This is a genomic window from Aliivibrio fischeri (genome assembly GCF_009727955.1).
Lineage (GTDB): Bacteria > Pseudomonadota > Gammaproteobacteria > Enterobacterales > Vibrionaceae > Aliivibrio > Aliivibrio fischeri_A.
The window spans coordinates 24,369-44,746 of the sequence record NZ_WOBR01000002.1; the positions used below are offsets into that span (position 1 = coordinate 24,369).

18 protein-coding genes are annotated in these 20,378 nt (G+C 39.5%); 9 read left to right on the top strand and 9 right to left on the bottom strand.

Annotation, left to right across the window (positions count from 1 at the left end; translation table 11 throughout):
* Nucleotides 1-23: 23 nt before the first annotated feature.
* The 3 genes from aceE to ampD all read right to left on the bottom strand — a co-directional run bounded on the left by aceE (nt 24) and on the right by ampD (nt 4,351).
* Entirely contained in the window at nt 24-2,687 is a 2,664-nt protein-coding gene (gene aceE, locus GNP81_RS00625) for a pyruvate dehydrogenase (acetyl-transferring), homodimeric type (RefSeq protein ID WP_065622774.1), read from the bottom strand.
* Between the two features lie 55 nt (nt 2,688-2,742).
* Complete coding sequence (gene pdhR, locus GNP81_RS00630; protein ID WP_005420885.1) at nt 2,743-3,513, bottom strand: pyruvate dehydrogenase complex transcriptional repressor PdhR; 771 nt, start codon at nt 3,511-3,513, stop codon at nt 2,743-2,745.
* A gap of 286 nt (nt 3,514-3,799) precedes the next feature.
* Complete coding sequence (gene ampD, locus GNP81_RS00635; RefSeq protein WP_155674293.1) at nt 3,800-4,351, bottom strand: 1,6-anhydro-N-acetylmuramyl-L-alanine amidase AmpD; 552 nt, start codon at nt 4,349-4,351, stop codon at nt 3,800-3,802.
* Between the two features lie 113 nt (nt 4,352-4,464).
* Between ampD and nadC the strand changes: the two genes are divergently transcribed.
* From nadC to yacG, 8 genes are all read left to right on the top strand, one after another.
* Nucleotides 4,465-5,352: a carboxylating nicotinate-nucleotide diphosphorylase gene (gene nadC, locus GNP81_RS00640; protein WP_155674292.1), complete on the top strand. Its 888-nt coding sequence runs from the start codon at nt 4,465-4,467 to the stop codon at nt 5,350-5,352.
* A 342-nt stretch (nt 5,353-5,694) separates the two neighbouring features.
* Nucleotides 5,695-6,102 (top strand): pilin, encoded by a 408-nt coding sequence (locus tag GNP81_RS00645; RefSeq protein ID WP_155674291.1) that lies wholly within the window; start codon nt 5,695-5,697, stop codon nt 6,100-6,102.
* A gap of 3 nt (nt 6,103-6,105) precedes the next feature.
* A complete protein-coding gene (gene pilB / locus GNP81_RS00650; RefSeq protein WP_155674290.1) occupies nt 6,106-7,794 on the top strand; it encodes a type IV-A pilus assembly ATPase PilB in 1,689 nt (562 codons plus the stop codon).
* Between the two features lie 19 nt (nt 7,795-7,813).
* On the top strand, nt 7,814-9,052 hold the full coding sequence (locus GNP81_RS00655; RefSeq protein WP_155674289.1) for a type II secretion system F family protein: 1,239 nt from the start codon (nt 7,814-7,816) through the stop codon (nt 9,050-9,052).
* A gap of 104 nt (nt 9,053-9,156) precedes the next feature.
* Complete coding sequence (locus tag GNP81_RS00660) at nt 9,157-10,044, top strand: prepilin peptidase (RefSeq protein WP_155674288.1); 888 nt, start codon at nt 9,157-9,159, stop codon at nt 10,042-10,044.
* Nucleotides 10,041-10,664 (top strand): dephospho-CoA kinase, encoded by a 624-nt coding sequence (gene coaE, locus GNP81_RS00665; RefSeq protein ID WP_155671080.1) that lies wholly within the window; start codon nt 10,041-10,043, stop codon nt 10,662-10,664. The genes GNP81_RS00660 and coaE overlap by 4 nt, the downstream gene beginning before the upstream one ends.
* 5 nt (nt 10,665-10,669) lie before the next feature.
* Nucleotides 10,670-11,416 (top strand): cell division protein ZapD, encoded by a 747-nt coding sequence (gene zapD / locus GNP81_RS00670; RefSeq protein ID WP_005420900.1) that lies wholly within the window; start codon nt 10,670-10,672, stop codon nt 11,414-11,416.
* 7 nt (nt 11,417-11,423) lie between these two features.
* Complete coding sequence (gene yacG, locus GNP81_RS00675) at nt 11,424-11,633, top strand: DNA gyrase inhibitor YacG (protein ID WP_155671078.1); 210 nt, start codon at nt 11,424-11,426, stop codon at nt 11,631-11,633.
* A 69-nt stretch (nt 11,634-11,702) separates the two neighbouring features.
* Here yacG and mutT read toward each other — a convergent pair whose 3' ends face one another.
* Both mutT and secA read right to left on the bottom strand, forming a co-directional pair.
* Nucleotides 11,703-12,104, bottom strand: a complete 402-nt coding sequence (gene mutT / locus GNP81_RS00680) for an 8-oxo-dGTP diphosphatase MutT (protein WP_155674287.1) — start codon at nt 12,102-12,104, stop codon at nt 11,703-11,705.
* Nucleotides 12,105-12,193: 89 nt separating this feature from the next.
* On the bottom strand, nt 12,194-14,917 hold the full coding sequence (gene secA / locus GNP81_RS00685) for a preprotein translocase subunit SecA (RefSeq protein WP_155671074.1): 2,724 nt from the start codon (nt 14,915-14,917) through the stop codon (nt 12,194-12,196).
* 335 nt (nt 14,918-15,252) lie between these two features.
* On the opposite strand from secA, the gene GNP81_RS00690 reads away from it, so the two are divergent.
* Nucleotides 15,253-15,720, top strand: a complete 468-nt coding sequence (locus GNP81_RS00690) for a DUF721 domain-containing protein (protein WP_146863068.1) — start codon at nt 15,253-15,255, stop codon at nt 15,718-15,720.
* A 157-nt stretch (nt 15,721-15,877) separates the two neighbouring features.
* On the opposite strand, the gene lpxC is transcribed toward GNP81_RS00690, so the two are convergent.
* From lpxC to GNP81_RS00710, 4 genes are all read right to left on the bottom strand, one after another.
* Nucleotides 15,878-16,795, bottom strand: a complete 918-nt coding sequence (lpxC, locus tag GNP81_RS00695; RefSeq protein ID WP_011262630.1) for a UDP-3-O-acyl-N-acetylglucosamine deacetylase — start codon at nt 16,793-16,795, stop codon at nt 15,878-15,880.
* Between the two features lie 105 nt (nt 16,796-16,900).
* On the bottom strand, nt 16,901-18,151 hold the full coding sequence (gene ftsZ, locus GNP81_RS00700) for a cell division protein FtsZ (protein WP_005420911.1): 1,251 nt from the start codon (nt 18,149-18,151) through the stop codon (nt 16,901-16,903).
* A 32-nt stretch (nt 18,152-18,183) separates the two neighbouring features.
* Nucleotides 18,184-19,446: a cell division protein FtsA gene (gene ftsA, locus GNP81_RS00705; protein WP_005420913.1), complete on the bottom strand. Its 1,263-nt coding sequence runs from the start codon at nt 19,444-19,446 to the stop codon at nt 18,184-18,186.
* Nucleotide 19,447: 1 nt separating this feature from the next.
* Entirely contained in the window at nt 19,448-20,218 is a 771-nt protein-coding gene (locus GNP81_RS00710) for a cell division protein FtsQ/DivIB (protein ID WP_005420915.1), read from the bottom strand.
* Nucleotides 20,219-20,378: the final 160 nt, after the last annotated feature.

Below are 20,378 nucleotides of genomic sequence, written 5' to 3' on the forward strand. Positions count from 1 at the left end.
TGTTTCCTTAATTAATGGAAGTCTTATGCGTATTGCGGGTTAGTTTTTTCTGTATCGATATTGAATTTAGCAATTGCTTCTGTAACAACAGATTTCTCAATATCACCACGTTTCACCAATTCAGTTAGAGCAGCAACAACTACGTAGCCTGCGTTAACTTCGAAGTGACGACGTAGGTTCTCACGGCTGTCTGAACGACCAAAACCATCAGTACCAAGTACTTTATAAGATTCAGTTGGCATGTACGCACGCACTTGTTCAGCGTAGTTCTTCATGTAATCAGTCGCAGCGATTGCTGGTTCGTTACCAAGAACGGTTGTGATGTACGGTACTTTCGCTTCTGCTTCTGGGTGTAGCATGTTGTAACGCTCTGCATCTTGACCATCACGAGTTAGCTCGTTGAAAGACGTTACAGAGAAGATATCAGATGCTACGCCGTACTCTTCACTTAGAATTTGTGCTGCTTTACGCACTTCATTCATGATAGTACCAGAGCTCATTAGCTGAACTTTACCTTTAGCACCAGCGTGAGATTCAAGCTTGTAGATACCTTTACGGATGCCTTCTTCAGCGCCTTCTGGCATTGCTGGCATTGCGTAGTTTTCATTCATTACTGTTAGGTAGTAGTAAATGTTCTCTTGGTTCTCACCATACATACGACGGATACCGTCTTGCATGATTACCGCTAGCTCGTAAGCAAACGTTGGGTCGTAAGAGATACAGTTAGGAACTGTGTTTGCCATGATGTGTGAATGACCGTCTTCGTGTTGTAGACCTTCACCATTTAGCGTTGTACGACCAGCCGTTGCACCTAATAGGAAACCACGAGCTTGTTGGTCACCTGCTAACCATGCCATGTCACCAATACGTTGGAAACCGAACATTGAGTAGTAGATGTAGAATGGGATCATTGGTAGATCGTTTGTGCTGTAAGAAGTTGCAGCAGCAACCCAAGATGCCATTGAGCCTAATTCGTTGATACCTTCTTGAAGAACTTGACCTGAAGTAGCTTCTTTGTAGTAAGAAACAATGCCTTTATCTTCAGGAGTATATTCTTGACCGTGTGGGTTATAGATACCAATCTGACGGAACAGACCTTCCATACCGAATGTACGAGCTTCATCACAGATAATAGGAACAATGTTTTTACCGATGTTCTTATTTTTAAGTAGGATGTTTAACGTACGAACGTAAGCCATCGTTGTAGAGATATCACGCTTTTGCTCACCTAGTAGAGGAGCAAATTCTTCAAGCTCAGGAACTTTAAATTCTTGAGTGAATTTAGGTAGACGCTTAGGCGTGTAACCTTGTAGTGCTTTACGACGAGCGTGTAGGTATTCGTATTCAGCAGAACCTTCTTCTAGTTTCAAGTAAGGAAGCTCAGCTACTTTCTCGTCAGAAAGAATGTCTTGTAGACCTAGACGATCACGTAAGTATTGTACGTGAGTCATGTCCATTTTCTTAACACCGTGTGCGATGTTTTTACCTTCTGCAGCATCACCCATGCCGTAACCTTTAACTGTTTTAGCTAGGATTACTGTTGGTTTACCACCTGTTTCTTTTGCATTGTTAAATGCAGCAAACAGTTTAGAAGAATCGTGACCACCACGCTTCAATTCGAAGATTTGGTCATCAGTCATATCTGCAACTAATGCAGCTGTTTCTGGGTACTTACCAAAGAAGTGCTCACGTACGTATGCGCCATCTTTAGATTTAAATGTTTGGTAATCGCCATCGATAGTTTCATTCATAAGCTGAAGAAGCTTACCTGTTGTATCTTTAGCTAATAGAGCATCCCAGTTGTTGCCCCAGATAACCTTAACAACGTTCCAACCAGCACCTTTGAATAGACCTTCAAGTTCTTGAATGATCTTACCGTTACCCATAACAGGACCATCTAGACGCTGTAGGTTACAGTTGATTAGGAAACATAGGTTGTCCAGTTTTTCGCGTGCAGCGAAAGAAATTGCACCGCGTGATTCTGGCTCATCCATCTCACCGTCGCCTAGGAAAGCGTATACACGTTGAGCAGAAGTATCTTTAAGACCACGACCTTCAAGGTACTTAAGGAAACGTGCTTGGTAGATAGCAGAAATTGGACCAAGGCCCATAGATACTGTAGGGAACTGCCAGAATTCAGGCATTAGTTTAGGGTGTGGGTATGAAGGAATACCTTTGCCATCAACTTCTTGACGGAAGTTATCTAGCTGCTCTTCAGTTAGACGGCCTTCAACGAATGCACGAGAGTAGATACCTGGAGAGATATGACCTTGGTAGTAAACTAAATCACCGCCATCTGTCTCATTAGGAGCACGGAAGAAATGGTTGAAACATACTTCGTAGAATGCAGCTGCAGATTGGTAAGAAGCCATGTGGCCACCTAGATCCAAATCTTTCTTCGAAGCACGTAGAACGATCATGATTGCGTTCCAACGAATAATTGAACGGATACGACGTTCAAGAGTAACATCACCTGGGTAAGCAGGCTCTTGTGCTGCAGGGATGGTATTGATGTAGTTGGTATTAATACCTGTTGGCATATCAACGCCATCTAAACGAGCTTTATCAAGAACTTGCTCTAATAGATACTGGGCGCGTTCAACACCTTCTTCACGTACAACAGACTCAAGAGCTTCTAACCAATCCTGAGTTTCTAGTGCATCAACGTCATGCTTCATGTCAGACATGCGAGCTATCCTTTTATTTGTTGGTTCAAATAGGGTATCAACGATATTCTTTTACTTAATTCATATCGTTATTTTGCTGAATTCGACGAAGTGAACATTCACGTCGTGATTCCTCTTTGGTCAATTCCAGCAACGTTTCTTCAATATAAGCGAGATGAGAGTGTGAGGCTAAACGTGCTTCTTCAGGCTTACCTGACACGATAGCTTCTACAATTTCAGCTCTGTGCTCTCTTACCTTCTCCACCACCGATTCTCGACGATTTAATAAGGTAAAATTTTGTAATACGTTTTGTTCAAGCAAAGGTTCCAGACTACGAACCATATGGAGCAGCACCACATTATGCGCTGATTCGGTTACTGTTATAAGATAGTGCATAACCGCAGAAGCTTCCGCTTCAAGATCACCATTTTTTTGTGCTTGTTGGATCAAACGATGTGACTCTTTGATCCGTTTAAAATCTTCTTCGTTACCACGTAAAGCGGCATAGTAGGCTGAAATACCTTCTAATGCGTGGCGTGACTCAAGTAAATCAAATTGCGTTTCAGGGTGAGTAGCTAATAAATCCAACAAAGGCTCAGAAAAACTTTGCCATAACCCTTTATTTACAAAGGTTCCGCCCCCTTGACGCCGAGTCAATAAATGCTTCGCTTCTAAACGTTGTATCGCCTCTCGAACTGACGGCCGAGAAACATCAAACTGTTTTGCTAACTCTCTTTCTGCCGGTAACTTCTGACCAGGAGAAAGGATTCCTTCTAATATCAGCCTTTCTAACTCTTGTTCGATTACATCGGACAATTTTGGCTGGCGTATCCTTTGATATGTCATCGTAGCTCAACCTAATTTAAGTTGATTACTTCCCACATTTCCGTGAGTCATTCGTCACTTTAATAATTGGTATTACCAATTTTATTTGATGCAAAAGTTATCATGAAAAAAGGGATACTGTCTAGATAAAAATTGATTTGAATCATAGAAAGGGTTTAGCGCATACATTTAATTAACATTCACTGTACGCGCTAATAATAATTGGTAAGACCAATTTGAAGGTTTGAGGTAATGTGTCGTGTCATAATTAAGAAAAACAAAATTCTCTACTTTAAAGTAAATCCTTTTATTTCCTTAACTTATGGTATTTTTCCCAATCAAATGAAAGGCCAGGATCTGTCTTTCGCAATGGTGCAATATATTGATGTCCCGTAATCCTCTCATTAACTATTTGTGGGTAAGCGGCTTGTAGCACGTTTGTTACAACCGCAAGCACTTCATATTGTTTTTGGGTATAAGCAACAAAATCCGTTCCTTCTAACTCAATTCCAATACTGTAATCGTTACATCGCTCACGCCCTGCAAACGAAGAAACTCCTGCATGCCATGCCCGCGCATTAAATGGAACAAATTGAATAACGCTTCCATCACGGCGAATTAGGCAGTGGGCAGACACTCTGAATTGATGAATGACTTTAAAGAAAGGGTGTTCATTTGGATCAAGCTTACCGGTAAATAATTGCTCGATATAAGGTCCACCAAACTGCCCCGGTGGTAAGCTAATATTGTGTACAACGAGCAATGAAATATCATCTTCATCAGAACGTTCGTCATAAAAAGGAGAGGCAACATGTTTTGCTTCGTTTAGCCAGTGATCTGCTGATAAAGTAAATTTCATGTTCATTCCTGCGTAAATTGAAGTAACTTTGAGTATCTTATGATGAAATTCTACTCTAGCGCGAGTATTATTATTGTCATAAACGTATTTCAAATAATTCAATGGACTTCATCATGATCAAAACTCACGACAGCGCATCTCGTCTTGAATATTTACAACAGCAACTTCCGACTGAAATTACTCGTGCCGTTGCAGATACCCTACGTGAAGATTTAGGCGGTACATTAGATGTAAGTACAGACATCACAGCTAGCCTAATTGCAGAAGACACGCAATCTGTTGCAACGATTATTACTCGTGAGCATGGTGTTTTCTGTGGCCAAATGTGGGCTGATGAAGTGTTCAAACAACTGGGCGGCACAGTAAGCATTGAATGGCATGTTAAAGATGGCGATAAAGTTGAACCAAACCAAACACTGTGTACCTTAACGGGGCCTGCTCGCACACTATTAACTGGTGAGCGAAATGCAATGAACTTTATTCAAACGCTATCTGGTTGCTCAACAGTAACTGCAACCTATGCTGAAAAAATTGCACACACAAATTGTCGTCTTCTTGATACTCGTAAAACCATTCCAGGTTTGCGCAGTGCATTAAAATATGCCGTAGCCTGTGGCGGTGGCTTCAATCACCGTATTGGCGTGTTCGATGCTTACCTAATTAAAGAAAACCATATCATTGCGTGTGGCGGAATTGAAAAAGCCATCTCAACAGCAAAAGAGCTGAACCCTGGTAAACCAGTAGAAGTTGAAACTGAAAGTCTAGAAGAGCTACAGCAAGCGATTGATGCTGGTGCTGACATTATTATGCTAGATAACTTCACCACAGACATGATGCGTGAAGCAGTAAGAATTAACGCAGGTCGTGCCGCACTAGAAAACTCAGGTAACGTGACTTTAGATACGATTGCTGAATATGCTGAAACAGGCGTTGATTACATCTCTGTTGGTGCATTAACCAAGCACCTTAAAGCCATGGATTTATCGATGCGTTTTAAATAAATTGCAGAATTATCGATAAACAAAAAGCCAGTAAATTTGCTGGCTTTTTTATTTTTAGTACACAACTACTCTCTTATATCTTTGATACTATTCACATAATCAACAACTCACCTAACAAGTTAAACAGCCGTATCTAAATTAAGACTTGCGATCAGCAACAAGGTTTAATTTATGACTTCTTGAAGTGAATCGTATTTGATTTTGCTGCTTACATTTATCACAGCATAAATTTATTACTCACTCGAAAGGCTCTCTTTTCTCCCTACCATATCTCTCTATTCGTTTTATTATTTTACGCATCAAATAAAACATGAATCACCCCGATTCATCTTGGAGAGAAAAATGAAAAAGCGTCAAGGACAGAAAGGTTTTACCCTAATTGAATTAATGATTGTAGTTGCAATTATTGGTGTATTGTCAGCAATCGCAATTCCTGCATATAAAGACTATGTATCAAAAAGCCAAGCAGCTTCGGCTTTAGCTACATTAAAATCATTAGTTACTCCTGCAGAATTGATTATTCAAGAAGAAGGAACTCTTAGTAGTGCAATAAGTTCGCTTGGTATTTCCGCAGGCTCAAATACTTTAGGTACCTTAAGTATCGTGGATAATAAAGAGATTAAATTCGAATTTGTAGGCGGAAACCTAAACTCAGATTCAATGACAATGAAACGTGATAGTAATACCGGTTGGAGCTGTGTTAAAAGTGGTACAAAGCTTAGCGCAATCGATATTGAAGGCTGTTCATAATAAATGCACACCAACCTCGCCTCTATCTTGCGTCAAGCTGAGCTAATCAGTGCGACGCAAGAAAGCAGTATCATAGAGTCAGTTCAAGCAGAAACGCACACCGTGCCTTCTGCTCTTTTAGCTCAAGGGATATTTACCCCCGATGAACTAGTGAGTCACCTTGCTCAAATCTTTGGACTTGAGGTGATCAACGTGACTCAATTTGATTATGCTGCTACTTGTCAAAAGCTGGGACTACGCGATCTCATCACCCGCTATCAAGCCCTCCCTGTAAGTCACGACAGTTGCACGATTCGTCTTGCCGTGGCTGATCCAAGTATTGCTCAAATAGAAGATGATTTTCGTTTTACTAGCGGAAAACAAATTGAATTAGTGCTTGCGGATCAAGGACAAATCCAAGCAGCTATTCGACGAGCCTACGGTGCAGGATTATCTGTAAATGACAATCAACACAAAGAAATAACCCAAGATGAGTTAGCCTCACTGGTTGATGTTTCACTTGATGAAATAAGCGCTACAGAAGATCTCAGCCAAGACGATGCTCCCGTCACTCGCTTTATTAACCAAATTTTATTAGAAGCGGTGCGTAAAGGAGTGTCGGATATTCACTTTGAACCCTATGAAGATAATTATCGTGTGCGTTTTCGCTGCGATGGGATCTTAGTGGAAAACAGCCGTCCATCCGCTCACTTAAGCCGTCGTTTATCTGCTCGCCTAAAAATCATGGCAAAATTAGACATTGCAGAACGTCGTCTACCACAAGATGGGCGTATTAAGCTCAAATTAAACAGTACCACTTCAATTGATATGCGTGTTTCTTCACTACCAACCTTATGGGGTGAAAAAATCGTACTGCGTTTATTAGACAGCAGTGCCGCTAATTTAAATATTGATAAACTAGGCTACAGCGATCAACAAAAAGCACTGTATTTAGAAGCCTTAAAACGCCCTCAGGGCATGATATTAATGACAGGTCCGACAGGCAGTGGGAAAACCGTCTCTCTTTATTCTGGTCTTAATATTCTCAACACTACAGAACAAAATATTTCAACGGCGGAAGATCCAGTTGAGATCAACTTGAATGGGATCAACCAAGTTCAAGTTAACCCTAAAATCGGCCTTACTTTCGCTCACGCTTTACGATCTTTTTTACGTCAAGATCCAGATATCGTAATGGTAGGTGAAATACGAGATCTCGAAACAGCTGAAATTGCGGTCAAAGCAGCTCAAACCGGGCACTTAGTTCTTTCTACTCTACATACAAATTCCGCAGCAGAAACCGTCGTTCGGCTAGGCAACATGGGGATTGAAAACTTCAACTTAGCCTCCTCTCTTAGTTTGATCATTGCTCAACGATTGGCTCGTCGTCTCTGTAATCTATGCAAACAAGAAGATCATTTAAGTGATGAGTTACGAGAAGAATATAACATTGCACCTTCAACCATTATTTATCAAGCCAATAAAGAAGGGTGTAATGAATGCACTCATGGCTATTCAGGTCGTATCGGTATTTATGAAGTGATGCCGTTTACCCGAGAGCTGTCTGTTGCCATTTTAAAAGGTGCGACCGTTAGACAAATAGAACAAATTGCCATTCAACAAGGTATGGATAACCTAAAAACCTCAGGAATTAAACGATTAGAAGATGGCACCACCAGCTTACAAGAACTAAACCGTGTACTCTATTTTTAAAGATAAGTAGATAATTCAAATGCCTAAAACAAAAAAGAAATCCAAAGCAGTCGTACTAAAAAGCTTTCAATGGCGTGGCATTAACAGTTCAGGAAAAAAGGTGTCTGGAAAACAGCTCGCGTTAAGTGATGCTGAAGTCAGAACAAAATTAACTGAGCAGAATATCCAGATTAAAAAAATCAAAAAACGCAGTATTTCTAGCTTTGAAAAAATGAAGCATGCAGTTAAGCGCAAAGACATCACGCTTTTTACTCGACAACTTTCTACTATGCTTGCCTCTGGTGTTCCTGTTGTTCAATCGCTACAGCTTATCGCAGAAAACAACACCAAAGCGGAAATGAAATCCATCTTGCACCAAGTTTGCTTATCCATCGAAGCGGGCACTCAATTATCTAAAGCGCTTTCTAGTAGTTGTTCTCATTTTGATTCATTTTACATCGATCTTATAGCTACAGGTGAAGAGACTGGCAGCTTAGCTCAAGCCTTCGCTCGCTTGGCAGAGTATAGAGAAAAAAGTGATGCTTTGCGTTCCAAAGTAATCAAAGCCATGATTTATCCAACCATGGTTTTTTTAGTTGCGATCACTGTGACTATTTTAATGCTTACTTTTGTTATCCCAGAATTTGAGAATATTTTTAAAGGCTTTGGGGCTGAATTACCTTGGTTCACTCAACAGGTAATTAATATCTCTCATAACTTACAAGAGTATGGTCTACACATTCTTTTACTTATTATGCTCACCATCTTAATTTTCAGTGCATTAAAAAAGAAATCCTACTTTTTTAGAATGAAAGTGAGTCGTCATAGCTTGCAAATTCCCATCATTGGTACCGTACTGTCTAAAGCGGCCATTGCTAAATTTTCCCGTACCTTAGCAACCAGTTTTAGCTCAGGTTTACCGATTTTACATAGCTTACAAACCACCAGTAAAACCGCTGGTAATCTTTACTATCAAGAAGCGATCTTATCTGTACAACAGCACACCGCCGCAGGTATGCCGCTTTACATTGCCATGCGACACACAGAAGCCTTTCCTGAAATGGTACTACAAATGGTTATGATTGGAGAAGAATCAGGAAAGCTAGATGATATGCTAAATAAAATAGCCCATGTTTATGAAGAAGATGTTGATAACACCGTCGATAACTTAGGTAAAATTCTAGAGCCGTTTATTATCGTTTTTCTTGGTACCATGATTGGTGGTTTAGTGGTGTCTATGTATCTTCCAATCTTTAACCTAATGAGTGTTATTGGCTAAAACGTGTAATAAGTGCGTTAAGTTTATACTCTTAACTACTTCATTTTAATGAATTCTGATACCATCAGCTAAATACGTTAATTACTGATATTGGACGCTTTTACATGGCTGTTTTTGATTATTACCCTTGGCTTTTTCCTTTGTTTGCCACCCTATTTGGTTTGCTTGTTGGTAGTTTTTTAAATGTCGTAATTTATCGTTTACCCATCATGATGGAAAAGGAATGGAAAAAAGACTGCATTGATTGCTTTCCAGATCTTGCCCCAGAAAAAACCAATGAAGAAAAAGAAGAAACCTTTAATTTAAGTGTTCCTCGCTCTCGCTGTCCAAAGTGTCAAACTCAAATTAAATTCTATGACAACATTCCTGTCATTAGTTGGCTTTTATTAAAAGGAAAGTGTCGTAAATGCAGTAACCCTATCAGTTTTCGATATCCTGCAATTGAACTACTGTCAGGCGCAATGTGTTTTGCCGTTTCGTACTTATTACCTTTCTCGTATTTTGCTATTGCTGCCGTTCTATTTACTCTAGTTTTGATCGCATTAACTTTTATCGATATCGATACTATGTTATTGCCAGATCAAATCACTCTACCTCTACTATGGAGTGGTCTATACTTAGCTCTAGTGGGTTGGGGTCCAATAAGCTTAGTTGATTCCGTTGTTGGTGCAATGGCAGGCTATTTGATCTTATGGTCTATTTACTGGGGCTTTAAGCTGCTTACAGGTAAAGAAGGCATGGGTTACGGTGACTTCAAATTACTCGCAGCACTTGGTGCATGGCTTGGTTGGCAGCAGCTGCCATTAATCATTCTATTATCTTCTGTTGTCGGAGCAATCATTGGCGTCATCATGCTAACAGCCCAGAAGAAAGGGTTTGATAAAGCGATTCCTTTTGGTCCTTATTTAGCCATTGCCGGTTGGGTCTGTTTATTATGGGGACAAAACATTAGCCAATGGTATTTTAATCACATCCTGGGTTTGCCACTATGAGTTATGTCGTAGCTATTACTGGTGGGATTGGTAGTGGAAAAACCACCGTTGCCGATCGCTTTCAAGCGCTCTATAACATCAATATTGTTGATGCAGACATCATTGCTCGTGAAGTCGTGAATCCCGGGTCCGAAGGATTAATCCAGATAGAGCAGCATTTTGGACCACAGATTTTATTGGACGATGGTCATTTAAATAGAGCAAAATTGCGTGAGTGTATTTTTTCTGAACCAAGTGAAAAACAGTGGCTCAATGATTTATTACACCCATTGATCCGTTCAGAGATGCAACGTCAAATAGCATTATCCACTTCAGAGTACACATTACTTGTTGTGCCTCTTTTAGTTGAGAATAAGTTACAATATTTAGCAAATCGTGTGCTTGTTGTTGATGTTTTGGAGCAAACTCAAATTAATCGCACCATAAATCGTGATAAAGTAAATCATCAACAAGTTAAAGCGATTCTTGCTTCACAAGCATCAAGAGAAGAACGTTTAGCTATCGCTGATGATATAATTAATAATGATCAGCAAAATAATGACTTAGATATGAAAATATCTCTGCTACATGAGAAATATCTGCTATTGTCTCTGGCATCTATAAATAAAGAGAATGAATAACGACTATGAATGGATTGGGTATGCAAAAATTTGAACACCCTTTAAATGAAAGGACTCGAATTTATTTACGAATAGAATCGCTATTTCGTAAACTAGGGCATTCCGCGGATTTAACACAACCATTTGAATACCAAGTTTTTTTCAGCTCTTTGTTTAATATGCTTGATATTTTGGAACAAGTACAAGTCAAAGCAGAACTAGGTAAAGATCTAGAAAAACTTCGCTTACAGTACCGAGCGTGGATGGATATTGAAGGTGTTGATCAATCAGCCCTACTTTCTGTACTTGAGCAAATTAGTCAAGTACATCAAAACTTAATGCAAACAACACGTCCAGGCCACTCTTTAAAAGAAGATCGTTTTCTTTCTGCATTAAAACAACGCTTCTTTATTCCGGGTGGAGATTGCTGTTTTGACTTACCGGCTCTGCATCATTGGCTACACTTGCCATTAGAAGTGCGCTGCCGTAATACGCATAATTGGATGGCACAACTGCTTTCTCTTTCTGATGCCTTATCTTTATGGTTAAGATTAACAAGAGAAACAGCTCGTTTTGAACCTCAGATTGCTCGTAATGGATTCATGCAAAGTGAAATGGAAAATGCCAATTTACTTCGTCTTGAAATACCAATTGATCAAGGTGTTTATCCAATGATCTCTGGGCATAAAAGTCGTTTTGCGTTACGCTTTATGTCTTTTGAAACCAATAAGAATTGCGAAAAAGACATCGAGTTTACACTTGCTGTCTGCTGAGGAAACTATGACAAAATCAACTACAGAGCAGCCAACTATCGTTAAATGTCCAACATGCCAATCCGCTGTAATTTGGAATTCAGAAAGTCAATTTCGCCCATTTTGTAGTAAAAAATGCCAAATGATTGATTTTGGTGAATGGGCAGATGAAGAAAAATCGATTCCAGGAGCTCCCGATATGTCAGACTCTGATGGTTGGTCTGAAGATCAATACTGATACCGATTCCCAATAAAAAAGCGATCATGATGATCGCTTTTTTTATGTCTATTATATGAAGTCAGAGAATTATGAACTAAATTTCTCTACAACTTTATTTAATACAGGTACATTCGCTTCTGGAAACTCATACTCTTTAAGTGAGGAAATAGGTACCCACAAACCTTCTTGGCCTTCTTTACCGTAAGGTTGATTGTCAAACTGGGTTACAGTAAAAAAATCAAAATAAAGCGATTTATCAGGATAGTCATGAGATAAAGATTCAAATATATCGAGCTCAGTTGAATTAATGCCAACCTCTTCATTCAACTCTCTTATCAAAGCTTGTTCTGCACTTTCACCCGCTTCAACTTTACCTCCAGGAAACTCCCAGAAGCCTCCTTTATGTGCTTTATCTGGACGTTTAGTAATAAAGACTTGGTTCTTTTCTGCATTTAAAATGATTGCAGTAACTATATGTAATCGTTTCATTTTTTACTTTATATACCCATATCATGCTTATAAAAAAGCCGCTAAATGATAGCGGCTTTTATTTTTCAATTAATAACAATAAGTATCAACTAGATCTTACCGTGACATTGTTTGTATTTCTTACCTGAACCACATGGACAAGGTTCATTACGACCCACTTTACGCTCTTCACGAACCATTGGAGAATGAGCGTCTTCAGCACCTTCACCATCATCTAGCTGATTTTCAGCATTTTGATGTTGTAGCTGTTGACGTCGAGCGGCTTCTTCAGCTTGTAAGCGACGTTGCTCTTCCATACGCTCAACATCTTCTTGCTGTTGAACTCGAACTTTACTTAAGATCGAAACAACATCAAATTTTAGCGTATCAAGTAAACCTTCAAACAGTTCAAACGACTCACGTTTATACTCTTGTTTCGGGTTTTTCTGAGCGTAACCACGTAAATGAATACCTTGACGTAAGTGATCCATTGCAGCTAAGTGCTCTTTCCATAGACCATCAAGCGTTTGCAACATAACCGCTTTTTCAAAGTTACGTAGAACTGATTCGCCAACAGACTCTTCTTTTTCTTTGTAAACTTGAACTGCAGCTTCGATGATTTTTTCACGTAGGTTATCTTCATGAAGTTTATCATCGTTATCTAGCCATTCTTGAAGCGGAAGATCCAAATCAAAATCAGCACGTAGACGAGTCGTTAGCCCTTCAACATCCCACATTTCTTCTAAAGATTGAGGTGGAATGTATTGACCAAATAGGCCTTCAAGAACTTCTTGGCGGTTGTAACCAATCATTTCGCTGATATCATCAACGTTCATTAACTCATCACGCAGTTCATAAACTACTTTACGCTGATCATTTGCTACATCATCGTATTCAAGCAGTTGCTTACGAATATCAAAGTTACGACCTTCAACTTTACGTTGTGCATTTTCAATCGCTTTAGTTACCCATGGGTGTTCAATTGCTTCACCTTCTTCCATACCTAACTTCTTCATCATGCCAGACACACGATCCGAAGCAAAGATACGCATTAGTGCATCTTCCATTGATAGGTAGAAACGAGAAGAACCAGCATCACCTTGACGACCAGCACGACCACGTAATTGGTTATCAATACGGCGAGATTCATGGCGCTCAGTACCGATAATATGTAAACCACCAGAAGCAAGAACAGCATCATGTGCTTCTTTCCATTTCGCTTTTATCGCTTGGATTTGCTCTTCTGTTGGATCTGATAGTTTAGCTACATCTGCCTGCCAACTACCACCTAACACGATATCTGTACCACGACCAGCCATGTTAGTTGCGATAGTTACAGCGCTTGCTGTACCTGCATTAGCAACGATATCGGCTTCTTGTTCGTGGAATTTCGCATTAAGTACGTTATGTTTAATTTTTGCTTTTTTCAGTGCATTTGAAAGCAATTCTGATTTTTCAATCGAAACCGTACCGACAAGAACCGGTTGGCCACGTTCAGAACAGCCTTTAATATCTTCAATGATAGCCGCAAATTTTTCTGCTTCTGTCATATAAACTAAATCACCCATGTCATTACGAGCCATTGGGCGGTTAGTTGGAATAACAACCGTATCTAAACCATAGATTGATTGGAATTCAAATGCTTCTGTATCCGCAGTACCTGTCATACCTGACAGTTTTTCATATAAACGGAAGAAGTTTTGGAACGTGATTGAAGCCAATGTTTGGTTTTCGTTTTGAATCTTAACACCTTCTTTTGCTTCAACAGCTTGGTGTAAACCTTCAGACCAACGACGGCCAGGCATTGTACGACCGGTATGCTCATCAACAATGATTACTTCATCATCTTTTACAATGTAATCAACGTCTTTTTCAAATAATACGTGTGCACGTAAAGCAGCATTAATATGATGAAGTAGGCTAATATTTGCTGGAGAATATAGCGTATCATCTTCTTCCATTAAGCCTGCATCTTTAAGTAGTTGCTCAACAAACTCTTGACCGTTTTCGGTTAAGTGCGTTTGTTTGCCTTTTTCATCTAGTGTGTAGTGACCTTCACCACGGTATTCTTCACTGTCTTCTTCGTCTTGCTTAACAAGTTGAGGGATAAGAGTGTTGATACGGATATACAGTTCAGAACTATCTTCAGCAGGACCAGAAATAATTAGAGGAGTACGAGCTTCATCGATTAAGATTGAATCCACTTCATCGACTACCGCAAAATAACGCTCACGTTGAACACGATCTTCCGCACGGAAAGCCATATTGTCACGCAGATAATCAAAACCAAATTCGTTATTTGTGCCATATAAAATGTCACATAAGTAAGCTTGTTTCTTCTCTTGAGGTGGCATATTTGGAACGTTGACGCCAACGGTCATACCTAAGAATTCAAATAACTCACGGTTTGTTTCAGCATCACGCTTAGCCAAGTAATCATTCACGGTAACAACGTGAACGCCTTTACCTGTTAACGCATTCAAGTAACATGGCAGTGTTGCCGTTAGTGTTTTACCTTCACCGGTACGCATCTCTGCAATTTGGCTATCGTTTAGTACCATACCGCCAATCATTTGAACATCAAAGTGACGCATACCATATAAACGCTTAGATGCTTCACGTACTGTAGCAAATGCTTCTGGAAGTAAATTGTCTAAATCTTCACCTTGCTCTAAACGTGCACGGAACTCGATTGTTTTCGCTTTTAATTCTTCATCTTGTAGTGATTCGAATTGTGGTTCAAGTTTATTAATTTGGTCTACGATTTTACGTAGCTTACGTAATGTACGATCATTACGGCTACCAATAACTTTAGTTAGAATTTTAGAAAACATGATTCCGTTGCTTCTCTTTATCTCTTGATCATTAATGATCTGGTTTAATCTGAAATGTGAATCAATCGCCTAGAGTTTACTCTAAGAAAAATACTTCTTTTATATACTTACCTTATGGGGATGAGACTTTGATTTTTCAAGGCCACATTAGATAGTTGTGTTGCTTGTCATCATAAGTAATAATTAAGAAAGTATAAGCGATAACGTGAAGCAATCCTAAGGTAAATCTGTAGAGTTTGATTTCAATTCTGAAAAATTCAGATCTAATTGGCATTTATTACTTTTTCTTTAGTACTCACCACCAAATAACGCACGATTTATAAGAGTTTTTAGTGATGCGAGACCATAGACCACAACCGGCAAACGATTTTTTCAATAATACTCGTTTTAAAGATCTGCAAGAAAAAGCGATCATTTTGTCAAAGCTATCTCATGTACTTGAAGATGCGCTACCTACAGGCTGTGAAAATCATTGCCGTGTGGCAAATTATCGCCAAGGATCATTGGTGATCGAGGTATCAAGCAGTGTTTGGGCAACAAGAATTAATTACGAAAGATTAACTTTATTGTCTGTTTTTCGTAAACACGGCTTACCTGGACTTTCTAACTTAGAAGTAAAGATCAATCCAGATCTTGCTCGATCTTTTGTTGGGGAAAAGCCCGCTGTTTATAAATCAGAAAAACAAGCAAGACGTGAATTATCTACGGCAGCAGCAAGCGCATTAGAAATGGTGGCAGAAACGGCTTCACCTAAACTCAAAAAACGTTTAGAAAGTTTAGCCGCTTTAGCAAATAAGAAGTAATACCATTCTGGATAAGTAGTTGTTCAGATAATTGCGTAGGAAAAATCGATTATAGCAAGCAAGAATGATCAAATACTTATGTAGATTGGTATAACAATATATTAGATACAAAAAAGCCAAGCATTCGCTTGGCTTTTTTAATTTGATGATGTGTTACTTACGCAAGTACCATTCCTGGTTGCATAAATGCAACTGGAGACTCTTGCTCATCCTCAATGGTCGTCCACTCCCATGCTTCTTGATCTGCAAGAACTGCACGAAGTAGCTGATTATTCAAAGCATGACCTGATTTGTATGCACGAAGCTCACCTAGAATACTATGACCTGACATATATAGGTCACCCACAGCATCTAGAACTTTATGCGTTACAAATTCATTATCAAAGCGTAAACCGTCTTCATTTAGGATTCGGTAATCATCAAGTACGATTGCACAATCAAAGCTACCACCTAAACATAGGTTTTGCGATTGTAAGTACTCGATATCACGCATAAACCCAAAAGTACGAGCTCGTGAAATATCTTTGATAAACGATTGGCTTGAAAAATCAAACACTAGCTTTTGGTCATCTGATTCAATCGCAGGGTGATTAAAGTCAATAGTGAAATCTAAACGGAAACCGTTGTAAGGACGAATTTCGGCCCACTTATCACCATCTTCTATGCGAACAGGTTTCTTAATACGAATGAATTTCTTCGCTGTATTAAGTTCTTCAATACCTGCAGATTGTAAAAGATATACAAAAGGACTTGCACTGCCATCCATAATTGGAATTTCAGGAGCATCAACTTCGATAACAACGTTATCAATGCCCATGCCAGCTAAAGCAGCATTCAAGTGCTCAACCGTTGAGATACGTACGCCTTCATCATTAACTAACGCTGTACATAGCATCGTGTCACGAACTGACTCTGGATCCGCAGGGAAATCAACTGGCGGATTAAGGTCTGTACGACGATAAATCACACCTGTGTTCGCAGCTGCTGGACGAAGAGTAAGCGTAACTTTACGGCCTGAGTGTAAACCCACGCCTGTCATTTGTACGATACTTTTCAGTGTACGTTGTCTGATCATATGCTCATCTCAACTATAAATATGCTTAATTTCAAACCAATTCTAAGAACTGGTCTGACATTCTAGCACACAATTTTTCATAAAACCAAATCGTTTGATGATTAATTAGTCAGCTTGGCGTCGTAAAAACGCTGGGATATCTAAGTAATCTTCTTTCTGATCTGGCTTAGCTTGTGCCGCACCCGCATTCTGAACACCAGCCGCTGGTGATGTAGATGGCGCAGATGGTTGTGCTGCTGGTTTAGTTACTTGCACGTTTTGTGCCGCTTTTTCAACCACAGGTTCAACTGGAGCTTCAACTTTTGGTTTTACTTGTGCTTGAACCGCAGGTTGAGCTGCTGGAGCCGATTGAGCAGGAGCCGCTGCTTTATTCGTCACTAACGTGATTTCAGGCTTTTTTTCAGTACCGATACCTGTAGCAACAACCGTTACGCGAATTTCGTCACTCATATCAGGATCAAGAGAAGTACCAATAACAACCGTTGCGTTATCTGATGCAAATGCTTTCACTGTATTACCAACAGTTTCAAATTCATCAAGACGCATATCTAAGCCTGCAGTGATGTTAACAAGAACACCACGAGCACCAGCAAGATCGATATCTTCAAGTAACGGACTTGAAATCGCTTCTTCTGCTGCTTGTTCTGCACGATCTTCGCCTACTGCGATACCGCTACCCATCATTGCATGTCCCATTTCAGACATAACTGTACGAACATCGGCGAAATCGACGTTGATCATACCTGGACGAGTAATAAGTTCTGCGATACCTTGAACAGCATTACGAAGAACATCATTCGCTTTTGCAAATGCTTCTAATAACGTAATACCACGGCCAAGAACTTTTAATAATTTTTCGTTTGGAATCGTAATTAATGAGTCAACATGTTTTGATAACTCTTCGATACCCTGCTCAGCAAAAGCAAGACGCTTACGACCTTCAAAGCTAAATGGTTTTGTAACCACAGCAACTGTTAGAATATTTAATTCTTTAGCAACTTCAGCAATAATAGGAGCTGCACCAGTACCTGTACCGCCGCCCATACCAGCTGCGATAAATACCATATCAGCGCCCGCTAACACTTCTTTCAGTGCTTCACGGTCTTCTAGAGCTGCATCACGGCCTACTTGCGGGTTTGCACCAGCACCTAATCCTTTAGTGATGTCGCCACCAATTTGAATAACGGTATTTACGCTCGTTTTACGAAGCGCTTGTGCATCAGTATTTACACTGATGAATTCAACACCTTCAATTGATTCTCGTACCATGTGCTCGATAGCATTACCACCACCGCCACCTACACCAACAACTTTAATTACTGCGTCGTCGGACATTTCCATCATCGGCTCAAACATTTGTTCTCTCCGTTTCTTCCTGTTCGCTCAGGTTAAAACTCTTTTAGTATCCAATTTTTAAATTTCTTTATTACGGTAGTAAAAGATTGGCTCTTACTTGGCACATAATCTTCATCGTCATGTAGCTGACTTTCTTTACCGTAATGTAAAAGTCCCACAGCTGTCGCTTGATAAGGTTCTTTTACGTAATCTGTTAGGCCTGTCACCTCTAAAGGTTGACCAATTCTAACTTGAGTTTGGAACACACGCTCAGCGCAGTCAACCAAACCTTCAATCTGTGACCCACCACCAGTCAATACAATACCAGCAGCAAGATGATGTTTTGTACCTTCAGCGCGTAATTGGTCTTGAATTGAGACAATTCGCTGATTTACAAGACCAAGCAGTTCAGAATACCTTGGTTCGATAACTTCTGCTAGCATTCTTCGCTGTAAACTTCGAGATGGACGTCCGCCAACACTTGGAACATTGACCGTTTCATCTCGATTAATATGTTCACTAATCGCACAACCATATTTTACTTTTAATTTTTCAGCATCGTTAAATGGCGTACCAAAAGCATAAGCTATATCACTTGTTACTGCATTTCCGGCATAAGGTAATACTTCAGCATGGCGTAATGAACCGTCAGTCCAAATTGCGATATCCATTGTGCCTGCACCGATATCAACAACACAAACACCTAAATCACGCTCGTCTTCTGTAATAACGGCATTACTTGAAGCTAAACCAGAAAAAATAATATGTTCAACTTTTAAACCACAACGTTCTACTGCTTTCACTATATTACGTGCCATATCATTATGGCAGGTAATAAGATGAACGCTAACTTCCATTCTCATTCCTGATAACCCAATAGGGTTTCTAATCCCTTTTTGAACATCAATAGAGAATTCTTGTGGAATTACATGCAAAGTACGCTGTTCATCACCTATCTTAACAGATTTTGCAGTATGAATAACGCTATCCATGTCATCTTGAGTCACTTCTTCTTCAGAAATTGACCCCATACCTTTCTCGATTTGGCTAGCAATATGTTTGCCAGAAAGAGAGATAAACACTGATGTAATGGTACATTCAGCCATCAATTCAGCTTGATCAATCGCTCTTTGAACCGATTTTACAACCGATTCTAGGTCGTTTACACCACCTTTATCCATACCACGAGATGGACATGAACCAGAGCCGATAACACTCACTTGGCCATCAGGTAAAACTTCGCCAACTAACGCTGAAACTTTGTTTGTACCAATGTCTAAACCAACAATAATACTGCCTTCTGGCGTTTTACTCATGTCAATTCTCTTCTTTATTTTCTACATCATCGGATTTCCATCCAACGGCAGCACCAGTGTCATAACGAAGATCTATATAATCTATCGAATCTTTTTTACTTTCTAATTGTTTATATAAAGCAATAAAACGCTCAACTCGTTCTTCTCTTGAGTCACGCCCTAATTCTAAACGGATACCGTTATCAAGAACGACCTGCCAAGATAATCGTTCAGTCAATGCTACGCTATGAACGGTTACATGTATTGGTTCAAATTGCTTTTGTAATTGGTGCCAAAAATCAAGTACATCTTTACTACTGGTTTCAGGGCCAAATAACGCAGGTTTAGGCTCGCGTAAATCACTCATAGGCGCATTAAAAACAACACCTTCTGGATTAACGATAACTCGATTATTCCATGTCGCTTCTGGCTGATGCTCAACAACAAAAACCTTAATAGTTTCAGGCCACTGTTTACGTACTGATACTTGGGCTATCCAAGGCAAAGATAATAAAGCATCTTGCAGTTTATTCACATCTTGCGTCATAAAAGTGCCGATGGAATCCATAGAATCTATTGCTTCACGAATGTCATCAGCCGTAATGTGCTTCAACTGCCCTTGAATAATCATATGTGATAATGGCAATCGGTCTTCATCTGTCATCCAACTTATCGTCGAAATAACCAACCAAAGCGAAGTAATCACGACTAAAGAAAGAAAAATAGCACCTGGTAGATGTTTTCTTACTTTTTCTTTATCAAATGAAGTATTCATTTTGACAGCTTTAATCATATTAACGTCACAACAATGCCAAAAATAATGTCATATCAATCAATTTAACCAATAAAAATAGAGATATAACATTTCAATTAATTTATATAATAATTATAGGGTGCAAAAACCCTCTATCCAAACTCTGATAGCATATTATTAATACAATGAGGATTCTATC

Bases quoted from the DNA above. Each gene is read 5' to 3' on its own strand.
- coaE (WP_155671080.1), top strand. From the start codon at position 10,041: ATGAGTTATGTCGTAGCTATTACTGGTGGGATTGGTAGTGGAAAAACC.
- ftsA (WP_005420913.1), bottom strand. From the start codon at position 19,446: ATGAGTAAAACGCCAGAAGGCAGTATTATTGTTGGTTTAGACATTGGT.
- ftsZ (WP_005420911.1), bottom strand. From the start codon at position 18,151: ATGTTTGAGCCGATGATGGAAATGTCCGACGACGCAGTAATTAAAGTT.
- GNP81_RS00660 (WP_155674288.1), top strand. From the start codon at position 9,157: ATGGCTGTTTTTGATTATTACCCTTGGCTTTTTCCTTTGTTTGCCACC.
- zapD (WP_005420900.1), top strand. From the start codon at position 10,670: ATGAATGGATTGGGTATGCAAAAATTTGAACACCCTTTAAATGAAAGG.
- secA (WP_155671074.1), bottom strand. From the start codon at position 14,917: ATGTTTTCTAAAATTCTAACTAAAGTTATTGGTAGCCGTAATGATCGT.
- lpxC (WP_011262630.1), bottom strand. From the start codon at position 16,795: ATGATCAGACAACGTACACTGAAAAGTATCGTACAAATGACAGGCGTG.
- GNP81_RS00690 (WP_146863068.1), top strand. From the start codon at position 15,253: ATGCGAGACCATAGACCACAACCGGCAAACGATTTTTTCAATAATACT.
- GNP81_RS00645 (WP_155674291.1), top strand. From the start codon at position 5,695: ATGAAAAAGCGTCAAGGACAGAAAGGTTTTACCCTAATTGAATTAATG.
- yacG (WP_155671078.1), top strand. From the start codon at position 11,424: ATGACAAAATCAACTACAGAGCAGCCAACTATCGTTAAATGTCCAACA.
- pilB (WP_155674290.1), top strand. From the start codon at position 6,106: ATGCACACCAACCTCGCCTCTATCTTGCGTCAAGCTGAGCTAATCAGT.
- pdhR (WP_005420885.1), bottom strand. From the start codon at position 3,513: ATGACATATCAAAGGATACGCCAGCCAAAATTGTCCGATGTAATCGAA.
- ampD (WP_155674293.1), bottom strand. From the start codon at position 4,351: ATGAAATTTACTTTATCAGCAGATCACTGGCTAAACGAAGCAAAACAT.
- nadC (WP_155674292.1), top strand. From the start codon at position 4,465: ATGATCAAAACTCACGACAGCGCATCTCGTCTTGAATATTTACAACAG.
- aceE (WP_065622774.1), bottom strand. From the start codon at position 2,687: ATGTCTGACATGAAGCATGACGTTGATGCACTAGAAACTCAGGATTGG.
- GNP81_RS00710 (WP_005420915.1), bottom strand. From the start codon at position 20,218: ATGATTAAAGCTGTCAAAATGAATACTTCATTTGATAAAGAAAAAGTA.
- mutT (WP_155674287.1), bottom strand. From the start codon at position 12,104: ATGAAACGATTACATATAGTTACTGCAATCATTTTAAATGCAGAAAAG.
- GNP81_RS00655 (WP_155674289.1), top strand. From the start codon at position 7,814: ATGCCTAAAACAAAAAAGAAATCCAAAGCAGTCGTACTAAAAAGCTTT.